This window comes from Maribacter sp. HTCC2170 (assembly GCF_000153165.2).
In the GTDB taxonomy this organism is placed as follows: domain Bacteria; phylum Bacteroidota; class Bacteroidia; order Flavobacteriales; family Flavobacteriaceae; genus Maribacter_A.
The window spans coordinates 1,856,268-1,874,617 of record NC_014472.1 but is presented as its reverse complement, the minus strand read 5'-3'; the positions used below and the strand labels follow the sequence as shown (position 1 = coordinate 1,874,617).

The following is an 18,350-nucleotide window of genomic DNA, read 5'->3' as shown; positions in this document are numbered from 1 at the left end:
TCAGTTTCCAACGTAGTAGCTGAAATCTAAATCACCCCTTGCGCAAGCATGGCATCTGCCACCTTCACAAAACCGGCAATATTAGCACCTTTTACGTAGTTACAGTATCCGCCGTCTTCCATTCCAAATTCGATACATGAATCGTGAATATCTGACATAATACTTTTTAATCGTTCGTCAACTTCTTCCCTTGTCCAGCTGATTCGCAATGAATTCTGTGACATTTCAAGACCTGAAGTTGCAACCCCACCGGCATTTGAAGCCTTACCAGGGGCGAACAATATTTTCGCATCATGGAACGCATGTATGGCATCTGCCGTTGACGGCATATTAGCACCTTCGGCCACACACATACAACCATTCTTGATCAGTTCTTTGGCGTGTTCTACATTCAACTCATTTTGGGTTGCACATGGTAATGCGATATCACAAGCAACACCCCAAGGCTTCTCACCTTTATGGAAAGTAGCTGAAGCATATTTATCGGCGTACTCAGAAACACGCCCACGTTTGTTGTTCTTCAGATTCATAATAAAGGTCAACTTCTCATTGTCAATACCATCTTTATCGTGAATGTACCCACTGGAATCTGATAGGGTTACCACTTTACCACCTAATTGGATCACTTTTTCAGCAGCAAACTGCGCTACATTACCAGAACCTGATATCACCACTGTTTTACCACTTACATCCTCATTTTTGGTTTTAAGCATGCTCTGTGCAAAATAAACCGTACCGTAGCCAGTAGCTTCTGGGCGAATTTTAGAACCACCCCATGACAATCCTTTCCCGGTCAAAACACCGGTAAATTCATTTCTTATTCTCTTGTACATTCCAAAAAGGAAACCGATCTCTCTGGCACCAACTCCTATATCACCAGCAGGTACATCTGTATTTGGGCCAATATGTCTGTTCAATTCCAACATAAAGGCATGGCAAAAACGCATAACCTCATCATCTGATTTTCCTTTAGGGTCAAAATCGGAACCACCTTTACCACCACCCATTGGGAGTGTAGTAAGGCTGTTTTTAAATACTTGCTCAAAAGCCAAGAATTTTAGGATACTCGCATTTACCGAAGGGTGAAAACGTAACCCACCTTTATACGGCCCAATAGCAGAGTTCATCTGGATCCTATATCCTCTGTTTACATGAATCTCACCTTTGTCATCGACCCAGGCAACTCTAAACGAAAGTAAACGTTCTGGTTCTACCATTCTCAAAAGAATGTTTTTACCGTAGTAAATATCATTATCAATGATGTACGGAATCACTGTTTCTGCTACTTCCTGTACTGCTTGGATAAACTCAGGCTCATGACCGTTTCGGGTTCTTACCTCATCCATGAATGCTTTGATTTTTGCCTCCATATAAATGTATTATCTAGTTAGTTTTATTGATTTTAGAATATAACGGCAAAAATATAGTATTCCTATAATTTATACGCTATTTATTTAAAAATTTGATAATTAGATTGGGGCAAAAGTGCTCACAATTGTTAGAATGGTAATTAGGGTGTGAATTTGTTCTCATTTTCCTAGTGATGCAAGTATCCTTAGGCGAGACGATTCGGCATGGAACAAAAAAATGCCATCGCCTATTGTTTTGCCAAATCGAAAAATGAGATTAGCTGGTAGGCAAACTCATTTAAGATTCATGAATTCTTATGTACTAAAACAATCAGCAATGAACTAAAATTCTCTTAGACCTCTGAACATACAAAAAACTAAGGAATTTTCTTAACAAATATGACAACCTTCTCAATTTCAAGTAGTTTAGATTAACTTAAATATCTAACTTTAACATCTTAGAAAACATTGTTAATCATGACCGAGGACGAAACCAAGCTCAACTATCAAGATGAAATTCAATATTTACCTATTTCCAAAATAGAAGCCAATAAACATAATCCGAGACAAAGATTTTCTGAAGAAGAAGAGGATGAACTTATAGCCTCAATACTTGAAAAAGGTATCCTTAATCCACTAATTGTTTTTAAAAAGAGTGGTTCTGACGAATATGTAATTCTTGATGGAGAAAGAAGGTTTAGAGCCAGTAATAAGTTAAATTTAAAAGAGCTACCTGCCAGAATACTTTTAGATGAGCCTGATAAACTGGAAAGTTTATCACTCATGTTTCATATACATCATGTTCAAAAGGATTGGACTCAATTTTCTATATCAATTACGTTAATTGATATAATTAAAGAAATGGGTATGAACCCTAAAAGGTTAAGTAAGAATGATAGAGCACAATTAATCAAGAAAACTTCACTTTCAAATTATAAAATTAATCGATATCTAATCTTTCAAGATTACCCACAAGAAGTAATAGACCGATTTTTAAGATCAGAGATTGAAGAAGAACAGGAACCAGGAGCAGACCCTGATATTCTATTAGAGATGTACCGCCCTATCCGGCAGATTACTAAACTCATGCCGGAACTTCTAAAAAAGTACCCCGTTGAAAAAATTATTGATTCTTGTATCAAAAAGAAAGCGAATGATGTTATAATAAATAATAAAGAATTTAGATTTTTGAACAAGAGTTTAACTGCGGCTGACAAAGGAATGGTTAATAAAGAGAGGCTAAAGGAAGAAATCATTAAGTTTATTAAGAATGTAAATACCACACCAGAATCGATATATCTTAAAACCGCAGAAACCTACTTTCAAGTCCAGTCTTTAGCAAAGATGACAGAAACCTTAACTGAAGAAATTAATAATCTGAACTTAGCTAATATTTCAAGCCTAGAAAGAACAAAAATCACAAATCGATTAGACAAATTGCAAGTTTTAATAAAGTCTCGATTTGATATATGAGTATGGAAAACTCAATTGAAAAACTCTCAGATTATTATTTGAAAAATGGTTTTGACGAAACTAAAAATTTAGAGGGCCTTTTTAAATTTCGCCCAGATTTTGTTTATAAAAAAGATGACCATTATTTAGGCGTATATACGCGTAATTCTGATAGTATAAATTCTTCAATTTTAGAAAGGATAGCCCAAACCTATACTATAAATGGCATTCCGAGTAATCATATTATTTTTTTTACTAAAACACCAAATAGTGATGCTCTGGTAGATTGCGGTAAAAACAATATTCAGGTTTGCTATTTTGAAAATAGTAAGTTGAAGTTTATAGGAACTGAAGAGCTTGTTATTGAGAATGAAGTACAACCAGATTATGAAATGCCAAAAATGAGCATATTTATTTCCTCAAAACAAATCATAAATGAACGTAAACAGGCAATTAAAATAATCGAAAGGATAAATTTAAAATATCATAAACCAATTTATCCATTTGCTGTAGAATTAAATAAAAAAGGTAAAGTTTTAACGCCCAAAGAGCTAAAGTTGGAAATAATGAACGGTATGGATGAGTGCGACTATTTTTTTGGGATTCTTACCGAAGATTTTAGTAGCGCAACTGAATTAGAAATTCAAGTGGCATTAAAAATGAAAAAATCAGCAAACATAAGATTATATGTTAAGGATGACGAAGAAACTAAAGAGACTTGGAAGGATTTATTATTCGAGATTCATATGAGATATAAAACTAAAGGTGAAACTATTTGGTACTATCCTTTTCTAGATAAATTAGATTTAGAAGATGAAATAAGAAAGGATGTAATGGAAATAATAAGCAAAAAGCACAGAGATAATAATTCATTATTCTTATGAAATTATTTCTTCGAATTTAACTCAAGTATTTTCTCCCAATTTATTATTCCATTCTCGTCACAAAACTCAATACTAAATTCCCTTGTGAATTTGTTTATCATCATACTATATGATTTCATAAAATCATCATTGCGTTCTTTCGCTTTATAGCCCAAGGGTTCAATAATCTCTTTATATAAATTTTCATCCCCAGAAATAAACTCCCAAAATCTTTGTCCGCAAAATTTAAAATATTCCCCTTTATCTGGTTTATTGTCTCGGCCATAGCAGCAACCATTTATGGAAACTACAGTAATACCACTATTACTTGTTCTTAATGTTCTAGAGGCTTGCTTATAATAATCTTTGAGTTTTTTAAGAGATGTACTATTAGACCATTTTGGACCAGATTTAATTGCTACGATATATCTTTTATCATCAATATCAAATTCTAAATCAATTCCTTCAATTCCTGATTTCCAACCGCCATAAACTTTCGTATTTATGAATATTGCCAGACCTTCCAACCAGTCCCCAAATATTGTCTCCTCATTTGAAGAAATATGAGCATCGACTATTGCTGAAACGATTTCACCTGACGTTAATACGTTTTTGGCTTTAAAAAGATAAGGATTTTTCCTTTTGAGAACTTTTTTTAGTTCAAGCTTGTTCAAGCTTTCAATTCTCTTTTGATGAAAGGAACCAATATTCTTTTCTACATATTCTTTTACTTCGCCAATATTTATCATTAAAGTTATAAATTAAGCATGTTTTCAAATTTACTCAATCCATTTAATTTGATAACTTATATCTTTACTTAAATTTCTAATTTACAAATGGCTAAATTTTCTTTTATTGATTTGTTCTCTGGTATCGGGGGTTTTCGGTTAGGACTTCAAAGAAATGGCGGAGAATGTATTGGTTTTAGTGAAATCAATAAGGATGCTATTGACTTTTATTGCGAAAATTTTGGAGATGACAGGAGTGAAAATTTAGGTAACATAACTAAAATAGAAAATTTACCACAACATGATTTACTAACGGCAGGTGTGCCATGTCAAAGTTGGTCAATAGCTGGTAAAAACTTAGGTTTTGAAGACGATAGAGGTCAACTATGGAACGATACAATTTACCTGCTAAACAAATCGAGACCAAAAGCTTTTATCTTTGAAAATGTCAAGGGAATTCAAGACCCTAGAAATAGAGATGCTTTTAAATACATTTTAAATAGAATAAAAGAGGCTGGGTATTTTGCAAAATGGTTTTTGATAAATTCTCATGATTATGGTCTGCCTCAAAATAGGATTCGTGTATATATAATAGGATTTAAGGATAAAAGATATTTGGATAGCTTTAAGCTCCCTGATAAACCATTAAATGGGCATAAATTATTTCAGCATTTAGAAGATTTACCTAAGCCCCAATTCAAAAAAAAGAAAATAAATCCAACAATTTTATTTGGTAAAAATGTACCGTTTTCACGGACTAAATTTCAAAAAAAAGATGAGTTAAATGATTTCTTTTTATTTAATGATATTAGAAATGGACACTCAACTATACATTCTTGGGATTTAAAAGAAACCACAGAGAGGGAAAAAGAAATTTGTTACCTATTGCTTACCAACCGCAGGAAAAAGAAATATGGACCATTTGACGGTAATCCTCTGTCTTTGGAACACTTTAAAGAAATAGACTCGTCAATTTCAAAATTAGAAATTGATGAACTATGTACAAAAACAATATTTAAAGAAGTAGATTATGTTTATGAAATTAATAACATCGAAACAAATGTTTTTACAGGAGAAGAGTTTCTAATTCTTGAACATAGTATCGGGAATCGTTTGCATATCAAAGACCTTAAGAATAGTCCAGAACTAAAGAAAAATAAAATAAAATTCTCCAGGGTTTTGAAAAAATTAATCCAAAAAAAATGTTTGTCCCCTATAGAAATAAGATACGACTTTAAGAACTCGAAAATAAGTTCAGGAATAGATGGGATAAATAGAATTTATTTACCAAATTCTGAGGTATTTTCGACCTTAGTTGCTAGTGATACTAACGATTTTATTGCAACTGAGAATATTTTTGCATCAGACCCTGAAGAGTTTAAAAGTCTTTTCTTAAACAAGATTGTTAAGCAAAAAAAGTTTCGAAAAATAAAGAAAACGGAGGCTTTGGTAATTCAAGGATTTGATGACGAATTTAATCTTCCAAATGAAAGGTCAAGGTGGATGAAATTAATAGGTAATAGTGTTTCAGTTCCTGTAATTGACTATCTAGCAAAGTCTATTGTTGAAACTGGTGTTTTTGAAGATTAACCTCATTAGAATCCATACCATTCCACACACATTTATTCATTGCTTGTCAATTGTTTTTTAAAGGTATTCATGAACCTCAAAGAAAAAATGCTTTTCGGTTTCATTACCTTTTGAGAAGAAGTTTTTTAGAAGAAAAAAATTAAAGAAAATTGTGAATTATACCTGAAGAGGCATTTCCCCTTCCAATACTTTACCCGATATCACGGACGATAAAATAAGTGATGTAGTTAGTTCTCCAAAAGCTCCCAACCTACTATTGAGGTTTTGAAGATGGGTAGGGTTCTTTACATGGCCTTTCATCTGCATACAGTCGCGCCCCGTTAGTTGATGGCACTCAAATATTTCAGGAACAGTTTTGACAAAATCCATGAAATTTTGCGTCTGCCCATACCTTATCTTAATTGAAATGTACACACCCAAAGGATAACCTAATGCTTCTATATCAATTTTAGCAGTATACCCTTTTATAATACCGAGATCCTCGAGTTTTTGAATACGTTCTGAAACTGCGGGCGACGACAAGCCGACAGTTTTAGCAATATCCTTAACGGCCATTCTAGCATCTTTTTGCAATTCCGCAAGAATTGCCCAGTTCAATTTATCTATTTGCATGATACCTAATATTTGATATACAAATATAATATATATGTTTTGTATTAGTCGTTTTTTGCCTATTATTTAGTAGTATTAATACTAATTAACTTTATATAATAAGTAATTATTACTAATATAATTAATAAAATATATTTAACATTAAATAATTAATTATAAAATGCATATTACCTGTCTTTATTAATATTAATATATAAAATACAGTTTAATTTTGAAGTATATATACTTAAAACTTCATATTATGATTGTACATATATTCAATATTAAAAGAGATTTTAGTAAAAGAAGTATGTTCGTATTAAAAAATAAGGACTCAAAATTTGAGTCTTGTCTTATTTTATTGGTGGGCTTGTTTTTTATTGGAACGTCAATTTCACATGGCCAGGATCAAGCGCAATCAGAGGAAGGGTTAAGTGCTATGAAAGGGATTAAAAAAGAGCATGATTTTAATTCAATAAGAAGTGTTGTAAAAATTACGGATAAGGTTGTAATTGATGGAGAAGTAAACGAACTTTTTTGGGAAGCAATAGAACCTTTAAATAGTACCCAAAAGGTGCCCAACGCCGGAGACCAACCTACTCAAAAAACTGAGATAAGAATTGCCTACGATGAGAAGTACCTCTATTTATCAGGAAGATTATTTGATAACGAACCCAATAAGATAAACACAAATACTAAAAGGCGCGATGATTTTACCGAAAATACAGAATGGTGTGGCCTGCTTATAGATACCTATGATGATCGAGAGAATGCGTTAGCCTTTTTCGTTACCCCTACTGGCGCAAGACTAGATATGGCTTTATCGAATGACATTGTTGGCCCAAACGCATTTAATTTGAGCTGGAACACCTTTTGGGATGGAGCATCTAAAATAACAGAAGAGGGTTGGTTCGCCGAAATCAGAATTCCTTTTTCAAGCTTGCCATTTGAGTCGGTCGATGGCAAAACGATAATGGGTATAACCACTTGGCGATATTTAGCGAGAAACGATGAAACTGATATTTTTCCTCCACGAGATCTTAGTACAGGTAGTTCTTTTAGACCTTCCTTAACGCAACGATTTGTTTTTGAAAATATTGAAGAAAAAAAGCCATTTCGAATTGCCCCTTATATTTTGACAGGCGGTGAAAGCAATAGTAACCTTTCTGAAGATGGGCAAGAATATGAATTTGATGATGCATTTAAACGCGAACTTGGTTTGGACGCTAAAATTGCTTTTGGTAGTAATGCAATAGCCGATATCTCATTGAATACCGATTTTGCCCAAGTAGAGGTAGATGACCAACAAGTGAACTTGAGTCGTTTTAATCTATTTTTTCCTGAGAAAAGACTGTTTTTTCAAGAAAGAGCAAGCTTGTTTGATTTTAATTTTGGGGCGTTTGATAAAGTATTTTACAGTAGACAAATAGGTATTGTAAATGGAAGGCAGACAAGAATTTATGGAGGATTGCGTACGGTAGCTAAATTTGGAAGGTGGGAAGCTGGATTCTTAAACATGCAGACCGCATCTCAAGATGATGTGGCCTCGGAAAATTTTGGGGTATTTCGAGTACGTAGAAGAATTCTTAATGAGAATTCTAACTTAGGATTGATTGTCACGAACCGCACCGATTTAAGAGGTACTAATAATACAGTTTATGGTATCGACACCACTATCAAACTATTTGGCCAAAATTTTCTATCTGCGAGATGGGCACAAAGTTTTGATACCAATTTGGAACCAGAGGATACCGACAATTCAAAATATTTTGTTCAATTGAACAAAAGGTCTCAAAAAGGAGTTGTTTATACCTTTAATTATGGTAGAACCGGTAAAAACTATCTTCCCAAGATGGGTTTCGAAAGAAGGTTGGATTATAACCAATTAGGAACCAAACTTTCCTATAATATATTCCCAAGTGCCAAATCAAAAATTGTTCAATACGGACCCTATGTAAACAGTGTTTTTATTTGGGGGAACACTTCAAAAGAATTGGAAACAAGAAACAATGAATTAGGTTTTCAATTATTGACCAAACTCGGGTGGAACTATACCATTTTCCTAAACAATAACAAGGAGTTACTACTTTCGGAGTTGTCATTGGTTGGAGGTATTACTCTAGATGCTGGTGCATATAATTTTAACTCGGTAAGCGCAACTATGATAAGCCCTGTCACACAACGCATTTCCTATGCTACAACACTTGACATAGGAAACTTTTATGATGGTAAAAAAGTTACGATAAGTGCATCACCATTTATGAATATTACTCCTGATTTTATCTTGCAGGGGAGTCTGTCTTATAACAAATTAACATTTGAAAGTTCAAATATAAATAAAGACATCACTCTTGCAAGCCTCAAACTCTTACACACTTTCAGCACAAAACTAACATTGAGTTCTCAAGTTCAATACAACAACGTAAGCAAAACTTACGCAGGCAATTTCAGGTTAAGATATAATCCTAAAGAGGGTAATGATTTCTATCTGGTTTACAATGGTGATTTTAACCAAAATATAGGCAGGGTGCAACCCTATCTACCAACAAGTAACTATCAGAGTGTCCAGTTGAAGTACACGCATACCTTTCAATTATAAAGGACTGTTATGGCACGTTATAACCAATTTAAAAAGAAAACAAAGAAAATATTATGACAGAAACAATAAACAAATTAGACGCACTTTTGATATTAACAAAGGAGTACATTTCTAAATCTTCCGACGCAGAATTAAATCTAAAAACCAGTCCCGAAAAATGGTCAAAGAAGGAAATTATGGGACATTTAATTGACTCTGGCATTAATAATATACAACGTTTTACAGCAATTCAAATTGAAAAAGAGCCCTATAGAATAATGCCAATGAAGCAGGTTGAATTAGTGCAAGTAAATGATTATCAGAATGCTGAAATTGAAGAACTTTTGGCTTTTTTGATGTCTATCAATATGCGAGTAAAAAATCTCATGTTGCTACAAAACGCTCTAACACTAACCAAACCCATTGAATTATATACTCAAGGAAACATATCTGATTTGAGGTATTTGATGGAAGATTATGTGGTACATTTTGAGCAACATGTAAATCAAATCATAAAGCCATCAAAAATAAAAAAGTAATACTATGGAAAAATTCAAAAAAAGAGCAGTTAAATACTTAGATATAATCGAATTTGGTGACTGGAAATTCAAATTGTATAGTATGAAATATAATGAACTAAGAGTTACTCCAGAAATAGAAAAAACAATAAAAACGATTTTGCCTGATTGGATAAAGAAAAATTCCCAGAGAAATGATTTTCCCAATTATAAAATCGGAACTGTGATTATTCATGAAGCAAAGGACAGTATTTTAGTTGTCGTAAATTGGTGGGTGTACGAAAACGTTATTCAAAATCATGTTTATTGTTCTGAATATAAGCATCCTTATAAGTTTGTAGATATTTCAAGTAAGGGATTGCGGTTTTGCGTTTGGGAAATGAACATATTGTGGCATGAGAGAAATTTATGGGTGAAACATGTCTTAAAGAAATCAGACAACCCCGATTGGAATTCATATTTGAATCATTACTATGTGTTAGACTATGCTGCTTAAAAAATACTGCCACCTAGAATGCCTGTATTTTCATTACTGGCAAAAACCAACAACGCAATATATGCTAACCGTTAGTGGGCACTGAAAAAGAAAATATGAAAAAGAAAGTCTGTATTTTTTGTGGAGCAAATGATGGTAATGCAATAGAAATTCTAAACCACGCTAAACTTTTGTGTGACTTACTAATTTATGCCGACTATGATTTAGTTTATGGTGGTGGGAATAGTGGTCTGATGAGAATTATAGCGAATAGATTTCTTAATAATGGAATGCAGGTTATAGGAGTTCGACCAAAAATGCTAATTAAGGAAGAGAATGCACATGATGGCATAACAGAATTGATTGTAGTGAATTCTATGCAAGAAAGGAAATCAAAGATGGTTGAATTAAGTGATGTTTTTATAGCCTTACCGGGAGGAATTGGAACTTTGGACGAGATTATAGAAACTTATACTTTGCACAAAATAGGATATATAAAAAAACAATCCGCAGTTTTAAATTCATTTGGCTATTACGAAAGTTTGGAAACTTTGATGAATAAAATGGTTGAGAAAGGATTTTTAACAAGCGATGCAAGGTCTAAATTTGTCATGGAGGCAACACCCGAAAAATTGTTATGTAAATTAAATATAATTAAAAGCAACATAAAGGAAATTGATAAAGTAGCTTTAATAGAAATAAAAGAAGGTAGAATATTAAGTGCAAAATCATTTGGTAAGGACAAGTATTACATTCCCGGAGGAAAACGAGAAAAAGGTGAATCTGATGAAGAAACTTTAATAAGAGAAATATCAGAAGAATTAAGCGTAAACATTCTAAAAAAGTCAATAGACTATGTTGGAACATTTATAGCACAAGCTGACGGAAAAGAAAAAGGTGTTGATGTGAGAATGACATGTTATAGTGGTTCGTTTAATGAAGTGCTAAAAGCTTCGAATGAAATAGAGGAAATAAGGTGGTTGAATTATAGTGATATAGAATTAGTCGCTGATGTCGATAAAATAATCTTCAATTATTTAAAAAGGAAAGGTGAATTAAATTAGAAAACGCCCATTAACAATGTATATGAGCTATAGTTCAGAGAAGAGATTCTAATTAATGGTAATTTGGAATTTTGTAAGAAAAAATAGTGAGAGAGCCACCACGAATTATCAACGCAACACTATTGATTAAAAATTTATAATAAATTCCCATTGCACACACATTGCCACTACGCTCCTATCGTCCATCAATTTATTTGTGACGCATTACCTTTTCAGAGAGAGTTTTAGAAGAAAAATTAAGAAGGTTCGTAATCTATACGGCCAACGCTCCTACTCGCTCAACAAAAAACGCCACCAACTAAAACCCACTATCGGGCAGTATAAAGAAACCTATACTTTTAATCATTGTAACAAAGAACATACTTCGCTTTTAATCGTTCTCACACACAAAAATAAATTGGTTGACAACATAAATAGGAAAAAGACTACATTATTTTTCATGTTTGTATTCTAGTAACCAGTTAAGACCTTATTGAAAACTTCACTTTTTCAATAATCAAAACTAAATCTACCAGTTTCAGCCATGAAAAAAGTTCTTATTTATTTTATTTTCTTATTCAGTATATATCAGATACGGGCACAAGATATTTTAATCTTATATGGGGGTCAGACCTCGCAGTTATCAGATGCACAAAGCTACGCTGCTAACCTTAGTGCAACGGGAGCATTTGACAGCGTAGATGCTGTAATATGGGATGCACTAAACAAATATGACCTAGACTACCTCAACACTTATGATGCGGTCATGGTCGTAACAAACGGTGGTTATAATTCCTCTTATGGTATGGGCGACCTTTTAACAACTTATGTTGATAATGGTGGTGGTGTTGGTGTTTTCCTATTTGCAAACGGTTCTATACAAATAGGTGGTTCATGGAATTATAATGCATTGATACCCGCAGGACAATCGATGGGGCCAACGAACTTTGGCACAATCGATGTTCCTACACATCCGGCCCTTAATTATCCCTTTGCAATCAACACGGCTACTTGGAATGTAGGTAGCTTGTGGTCTTCTACTTCCACTACCCTAGCTGCGGAAGCCTATTCCATTGCCAAATTTTCCGATGGAAGACCTGGCCTACAGGCCAGAGAAAATGTTGGGGTCAATGGTACGGGAAGGGTAATAGACTTTGCTGTTTTTCCGGCAGCCGCCAGCGGGAGCAATACCGTTCCCGGCTACCAACTTTTTGCAAATATCATGATGTGGTTGACAGGGTCTATTCAAACTTCGGGAGATACTTGTTTAGCTACTAATGACGTTTCTTTCTCATTTTTAGATGATGGCGGGTCACCCGTGGTGAGTTATGCTTGGGATTTCGGGGATACGACCTCATCGACCCTAGCTACACCCAACAAAACGTATACAACTTCGGGAGAATTTGATATAACGCTGAACGTTGTGCACCAGGATGCATCTTCAAGTGTTTATACCGATAAGGTAACCATATACGATAACCCGACGACAGCAGTCGCAGGGGATGATCTCTTTTTGGTTTCTGGCACCACAACGGCCCAATTAACGGGCAATGTACCCAGTGTGGGCATAGGAGCCTGGTCTCTCGAAAGTGGGCCAAATACACCAAATGTTTCAGTAACCGATAATATATTGGATCTCTCAAATCTAATTGCAGGTACTTATGAATATAAATGGGAAATCTCTAATGGAACATGCCAAACCTCGGCCGATGTCATAGAGATTTTGATTGCTGATAATGTAGCACCTACTGATATTGGTCTTACTTCAATAGAAATTACCGAAAATAATGAGATTGCCGATGCCCTCGGTATTTTTTCTGCCACCGATTCAGATGGTGGGGATACACATACATATAGTTTGGTTTCAGGTGTCGCGGACGAAGACAATGGAAGTTTTACCATAGTCGATACAGAATTACAAGCCGGTGCAGTGTACGATTATGAAACCAAAGATTCCTATTCAATTAGAGTGAGAGCCACAGACCGCTTTGGAGCATTTTTCGAAAAATCATTTCAAATAAATATTATAAACACAGATAATGAAGATACCGATGGTGACAATGTTCTAGATACTATTGATAATTGTCCTTTTACTATGAATCCGGATCAAGCAGATGGAGATTTGGATGGTATCGGTGATGTATGTGATGAAGATGCAGACAATGATGGTTTACTAGACGAAGCCTTTGTTACCACCTGGAAAACAGATAATGCAGGTATTTCCAATAGTACCTCTATTACAATTCAAACCTTTTTTGGTAGTTACAATTATGACGTAGATTGGGAAGGTGATGGCATTTTTGATGAATTTGGTCTTACAGGTAATGCAACTCATGATTATGGGGTGGCAGGTACCTATACCGTTCAAATTAAAGGAGATTTTCCTAGAATGTATTTCAATGCCGCTGGTGATCGCTTAAAACTACTTAGCGTTGAGCAGTGGGGCACCATATCATGGGCCTCAATGGAGAAAGCTTTTTCTGGTTGCGAAAATATGGTAATCAATGCTAGCGATAACCCTGATCTCTCCTTGGTAACCAATATGAACTCTATGTTTAATTCTTGCTCCTCTTTAAACCAAATTATTAATTCTTGGGATGTTTCGGCAGTAACCACGATGAATGGTATGTTCTTTGGAGCAACTTCCTTTAATCAAGACATTGGATCCTGGGATGTTTCAGCAGTAACCAATATGAACAGTATGTTTAGGGATTGTTCTTTTAATCAAAATATTGGCTCATGGGATGTTTCATCAGTTACCGACATGGGCTATATGTTTGGCCATAATGCTGTTTTTAATCAAGATCTAAGTGCTTGGGATGTTTCTTTGGTTACTGGCATGTATTATATGTTTAGAAATTGTAATGCCTTTGATCAAGACATTGGTTCTTGGGATGTTTCAAGTGTGACCGATATGCATCAGATGTTTGAAGAGGCAACTTCTTTTAATCAAGACATTGGTTCTTGGGATGTTTCTTCGGTTACCGATATGGTCGGTGTGTTCCAAGATGCAACTAGTTTTAATCAAGATATAGGGTCTTGGGATGTTTCGCAAGCACTTGGTGTTTCATACATGTTCAAAGGGGCCAGTTCTTTTAATCAAAATTTAGGTGATTGGGAACCACTTATGTCCCAACATTTTGTTGAAATATTTGATGGCGCTAATTTGTCAGTTGCAAATTATGATGCCTTCATAGTAGCCTTGTCTAAAGTAACCCCATTATACCCAAATAGTGGAGCACGTTTAGGAGCTAGTAATGCACAATATTGTACTGCTGCTGCAGAACGGCAATTTCTTATTGATACATATGGCTTTATTATTACCGATGCCGGACAGTATTGCGACACAGACAACGATGGTATTTTAGATGAGGTAGATAATTGCCTATTAATAGCAAATGCTGATCAAGCGGATAATGATACCGATGGTGAAGGGGATGTTTGTGATACCGATGATGACAACGATGGTACTTTAGATACTGAAGATGCCTTCCCATTAGATGCTACCGAGGATACTGATACAGACGGTGACGGTACAGGTAATAATGCTGATACCGATGATGACAACGATGGTACTTTAGATACCGAAGATGCTTTCCCGTTAGATGCTACTGAAGATACAGACACAGACGGTGACGGTACAGGTAATAATGCTGATAACGATGATGATGGAGATGGTACTTTGGATACCGAAGATGACTTCCCATTAGATACTACTGAAGATACTGATACCGATGATGATGGTACAGGTAATAATGCTGATACCGATGATGATGATGATGGAACCTCTGATGTTGACGATGCCTTTCCTCTGGATGTCAACGAAGATACTGATACCGATGGGGATGGTACAGGCAACAATGCCGATACCGATGACGATGATGATGGAACTCTGGATGCAGACGATGCCTTTCCTCTGGATGCCAATAAGAGTAGTTTGGAAGAAAAACCTACCGATAATGAACCTTTGCTAAAACCAGCAGAGGCCTTTACACCCAACGGAGATGGAATCAACGACACATGGGTAATACCTGGTATAGATAGTTATTCAAATGCTAAGGTTACTGTATACAATCGTTGGGGGCATGAGGTTTTTGCCGCAATTAATTACAGAAATGATTGGAATGGAAATCATGGTTCAAATTCAAAAAAGTTGCCAGCTGGCTCATACCTCTATATCATAGATCCGGGTAATGGCAATGAACCGATACGGGGATGGTTGTTCATCAATTATTAATATAAAAAGTTTAAAAATGAAAATCAATAATATATATATTCTTTTCTTCCTGATCTTGAGCATGACGGTTGTTAATCTCTCGGCACAACAGGATCCCAATTATACTTTTTATAGGTATAATATGAACTTAATAAACCCGGCATTCGCTGGAGCCTCTGAAACGACCAACTTGAGTTTGAATGTGCGAAGTCAATGGGCAGGTATACAAGGAGCCCCTGAAACACAGAGTTTGGTTTTTGGAACAGCTGTCGGAAAAAATGTGGGAGTAGGCCTTTCAGTTGTCAATGACAAAACCTTTGTAGAGAGCCAAACCTCGTTCTGTATGGACTTTTCTTATAAACTGAAATTAAACGAGAGTAATAATCTATACTTTGGGTTGAAAGGAGGGTTTACCTCATATGATGTTAATACAGAAGGACTTGTGACCTACGGGATAGGACAAGATATGTCGTTGATGAATATTGATGGCCGTTTTAATCCGAATGTTGGGGTAGGGGTTTATCTTAAGAATGAAAAATACTTTGTATCACTCTCTGTTCCGAAAATGCTAACTCCAGATCGTTTGGAACAAAATGATGGTTTGGCCCGATTGGGTGTAGACAAAACCCATGTCTATTTAGCGGGAGGATATGATTTTTCGCTCAGCGAAAACGTAATTTTTAAACCTACCGCATTATTAAGGTACGTAGATGCCTCACCCATATCTCTTGATTTAACTGGCTTAGTGGAATTCAACAATAGAATAGACCTTGGTGCAGCTTATCGTTTGAACGAAAGTATTAGTGGCATCTTTATATTTAAAACGGGATGGTTAGACATTGGTTATGCCTATGAGGTCGCGACAGAAAACCCAATTAAAAATAGTGATAATGGCACCCACGAAATTTTGATGCATCTACAGTTCTAGAGTGTTCAGGTTATAGGTTCATTGAATCGCCTGCTCCAAATCGGCAATCAGATCTGCTTGATCCTCTATCCCCACACTTAACCGTATCAAGGCATCAACAACTCCGGCTTTAACCCGTTCTTCTTTCGGGATACCTGAATGGGACATACTTGCAGGATGGCCTACAAGACTTTCAACACCGCCCAACGATTCTGCCAGCGTAAATATATTAAGGCGTTCAACCATTTTTATCGATGTTTGGTAATCGCCTCCTTTTGGTACAAAAGAAATCATTCCACCAAAGTCTTTCATTTGAGTTTTTGCAACAGAATGATTGGGGTGGTTTTCAAATCCTGGCCAATAGACCTTGTCGATTTTGGGGTGCTTGGCCAAATATTCTGCAATAGCCTTACCATTTTCACAATGCCGCTGCATGCGCACATGCAGGGTTTTAATACCGCGTAGGACCAAAAAACTGTCCATAGGTCCGCATACTGCGCCACTTGCATTTTGTATAAAATAAAGACGGTCGGCCAATGCCTTATCTTTTACTACAAGCGCACCAACAACCACATCGCTATGACCGCCAAGGTACTTAGTGGCTGAATGCATTATAATATCTGCCCCTAAATCAAGTGGTAGCTGTAAATAAGGCGTTGCAAACGTATTGTCCACAGCCACAAGCAGCTGATGCTTTTTTGCAATTTGGGCAACAGCTTTAATATCAACTATATTCATCATTGGGTTGGTAGGGGTTTCAAGCCACAACAACTTGGTCTTTGTATTAATGTGTTCTGTAATTCGCTCAGGATTCTCCATATCAACAAAATGAAAAACAATCCCATAGTTTTCGAAAACCCTTTTGAACAAACGGTAACTACCACCGTAAATATCGTTTGTAGCCAATACCTCATCTCCGGGAGACAATAATTTCATAACAGCATCAATAGCGGCAAGTCCGCTCGCGAAGGCAAGCCCAAATTCACCATTTTCAATACTCGCCAAGGAATTTTCCAAAGCTGTTCGTGTAGGGTTGGCACTTCTGGAATAGGCATACCCTTTATGGCCGCCAGGGGTAGACTGGGCATAGGTCGAAGTTTGGTAAATAGGAGGCATGACCGCACCGTAAGCTTCATCTGGTTGCTGTCCGCCATGTATGGTCTTACTATTGAATTTGAGATTTTTCGTGCCCATAAGTCATAATTATTAAAGACGTGTTCAACAAATGTATAGAACTCTTTCTGAGATTACAATGAAGCTGTAACTTTGTACTTTTAAAATTAAATACCAAAATGAAATCCCCAATTCTAATTTTACTTGGTTTTATTTTACTCCTCGGTTGCAATGCTGATAACAGGCTCACTTTTGAGCCCTTTACCTTGGCCGACAATGATTGCAAGGAGTGCCCGAAAATCACAATTGATATTCCCAATGCCCTAGACCAATCAAAACTATCGACTACGATAAACACTGTTCTGGAAGAAGAGCTTATCTTTCTTTTGGTTTTTGATGATGAATTAGAGGCTGCAACACTCCCAGAAGCGATCCAATCATTTAAAAACGGATTTACAGCATTGAAAAAGCGCTATCCTGATGAAAGCGCCATATGGGAAGCAAAAATTTCAGGTGAAGTCTCTTATGAAGACAAAAACACCATCACAATAGCATTGGATTCTTATTTGTTTACGGGAGGTGCCCATGGCTATACCTCAAAAAGATTTTTGAATTTTGACAAACGCAAAGGAATAGAACTTGAAAACTGGGAATTGTTCAAAGACAAAGACCATTTTTTAAAATTTGCCGAAGCAAAATTCCGTATTCAGGAAGGTATCCCGCAAGATGACCCAATCAACAGCACTGGATTTATGTTTGAACGAGATGAGTTTCATCTACCCGAAAACATGGGGCTCACGGATCAAGGTTTGGTTTTACTCTATAACCAATACGAGGTTGCTTCTTTTGCTGACGGAGCTATTGAATTGCAATTGCCGCCGAATGAGGTGAAAAACTATTTAAAACGAAAGTTGGTGCCTTAATACT

The 18,350-nt window shown here is 35.7% G+C and carries 14 protein-coding genes; 10 read left to right on the top strand and 4 right to left on the bottom strand.

The annotated features are described in order from the left end of the window. Nucleotides 1-26: 26 nt before the first annotated feature. Nucleotides 27-1,370 carry an NADP-specific glutamate dehydrogenase gene (gdhA, locus tag FB2170_RS08255; protein WP_013306081.1) on the bottom strand — a complete coding sequence of 448 codons (1,344 nt, stop codon included), beginning with the start codon at nt 1,368-1,370 and terminating at the stop codon, nt 27-29. A 456-nt stretch (nt 1,371-1,826) separates the two neighbouring features. Between gdhA and FB2170_RS17020 the strand changes: the two genes are divergently transcribed. Beyond that, nucleotides 1,827-2,822 (top strand): ParB/RepB/Spo0J family partition protein, encoded by a 996-nt coding sequence (locus FB2170_RS17020; protein WP_013306080.1) that lies wholly within the window; start codon nt 1,827-1,829, stop codon nt 2,820-2,822. Nucleotides 2,823-2,824: 2 nt separating this feature from the next. Beyond that, nucleotides 2,825-3,685, top strand: a complete 861-nt coding sequence (locus FB2170_RS08245; protein WP_148232082.1) for a DUF4062 domain-containing protein — start codon at nt 2,825-2,827, stop codon at nt 3,683-3,685. A gap of 2 nt (nt 3,686-3,687) precedes the next feature. Here FB2170_RS08245 and FB2170_RS08240 read toward each other — a convergent pair whose 3' ends face one another. Then, nucleotides 3,688-4,413, bottom strand: a complete 726-nt coding sequence (locus FB2170_RS08240) for a PmeII family type II restriction endonuclease (RefSeq protein ID WP_013306078.1) — start codon at nt 4,411-4,413, stop codon at nt 3,688-3,690. An 87-nt stretch (nt 4,414-4,500) separates the two neighbouring features. Here FB2170_RS08240 and FB2170_RS08235 point away from each other — a divergent pair, with 87 nt between their 5' ends. Then, complete coding sequence (locus FB2170_RS08235) at nt 4,501-5,982, top strand: DNA cytosine methyltransferase (protein WP_013306077.1); 1,482 nt, start codon at nt 4,501-4,503, stop codon at nt 5,980-5,982. A gap of 156 nt (nt 5,983-6,138) precedes the next feature. Here the strand turns inward: FB2170_RS08235 and FB2170_RS08230 are convergent, their stop codons facing one another. After that, nucleotides 6,139-6,594, bottom strand: coding sequence for an Lrp/AsnC family transcriptional regulator (locus FB2170_RS08230; protein ID WP_013306076.1), 456 nt, complete (start codon nt 6,592-6,594; stop codon nt 6,139-6,141). A gap of 241 nt (nt 6,595-6,835) precedes the next feature. On the opposite strand from FB2170_RS08230, the gene FB2170_RS08225 reads away from it, so the two are divergent. The 6 genes from FB2170_RS08225 (at nt 6,836) to FB2170_RS08195 (ending at nt 16,331) form a co-directional block, all read left to right on the top strand. Further along, on the top strand, nt 6,836-9,172 hold the full coding sequence (locus FB2170_RS08225; protein WP_013306075.1) for a carbohydrate binding family 9 domain-containing protein: 2,337 nt from the start codon (nt 6,836-6,838) through the stop codon (nt 9,170-9,172). Between the two features lie 53 nt (nt 9,173-9,225). Next, nucleotides 9,226-9,690 carry a DinB family protein gene (locus tag FB2170_RS08220; RefSeq protein ID WP_013306074.1) on the top strand — a complete coding sequence of 155 codons (465 nt, stop codon included), beginning with the start codon at nt 9,226-9,228 and terminating at the stop codon, nt 9,688-9,690. Between the two features lie 4 nt (nt 9,691-9,694). After that, on the top strand, nt 9,695-10,165 hold the full coding sequence (locus tag FB2170_RS08215; protein ID WP_013306073.1) for a hypothetical protein: 471 nt from the start codon (nt 9,695-9,697) through the stop codon (nt 10,163-10,165). 95 nt (nt 10,166-10,260) lie between these two features. Further along, nucleotides 10,261-11,208, top strand: a complete 948-nt coding sequence (locus FB2170_RS17645) for a TIGR00730 family Rossman fold protein (protein WP_083802956.1) — start codon at nt 10,261-10,263, stop codon at nt 11,206-11,208. 523 nt (nt 11,209-11,731) lie between these two features. Then, nucleotides 11,732-15,424 (top strand): BspA family leucine-rich repeat surface protein, encoded by a 3,693-nt coding sequence (locus FB2170_RS17550; RefSeq protein ID WP_013306071.1) that lies wholly within the window; start codon nt 11,732-11,734, stop codon nt 15,422-15,424. Nucleotides 15,425-15,440: 16 nt separating this feature from the next. After that, on the top strand, nt 15,441-16,331 hold the full coding sequence (locus tag FB2170_RS08195; protein ID WP_158306088.1) for a type IX secretion system membrane protein PorP/SprF: 891 nt from the start codon (nt 15,441-15,443) through the stop codon (nt 16,329-16,331). 18 nt (nt 16,332-16,349) lie between these two features. Here the strand turns inward: FB2170_RS08195 and FB2170_RS08190 are convergent, their stop codons facing one another. Then, the gene (locus FB2170_RS08190; RefSeq protein ID WP_013306069.1) at nt 16,350-17,504 is read right to left on the bottom strand and encodes a cystathionine gamma-synthase; all 1,155 of its coding nucleotides are present in this window, start codon (nt 17,502-17,504) and stop codon (nt 16,350-16,352) included. A 98-nt stretch (nt 17,505-17,602) separates the two neighbouring features. Between FB2170_RS08190 and FB2170_RS08185 the strand changes: the two genes are divergently transcribed. Continuing rightward, on the top strand, nt 17,603-18,346 hold the full coding sequence (locus tag FB2170_RS08185; RefSeq protein ID WP_013306068.1) for a DUF3298 and DUF4163 domain-containing protein: 744 nt from the start codon (nt 17,603-17,605) through the stop codon (nt 18,344-18,346). Nucleotides 18,347-18,350 lie beyond the last annotated feature (4 nt).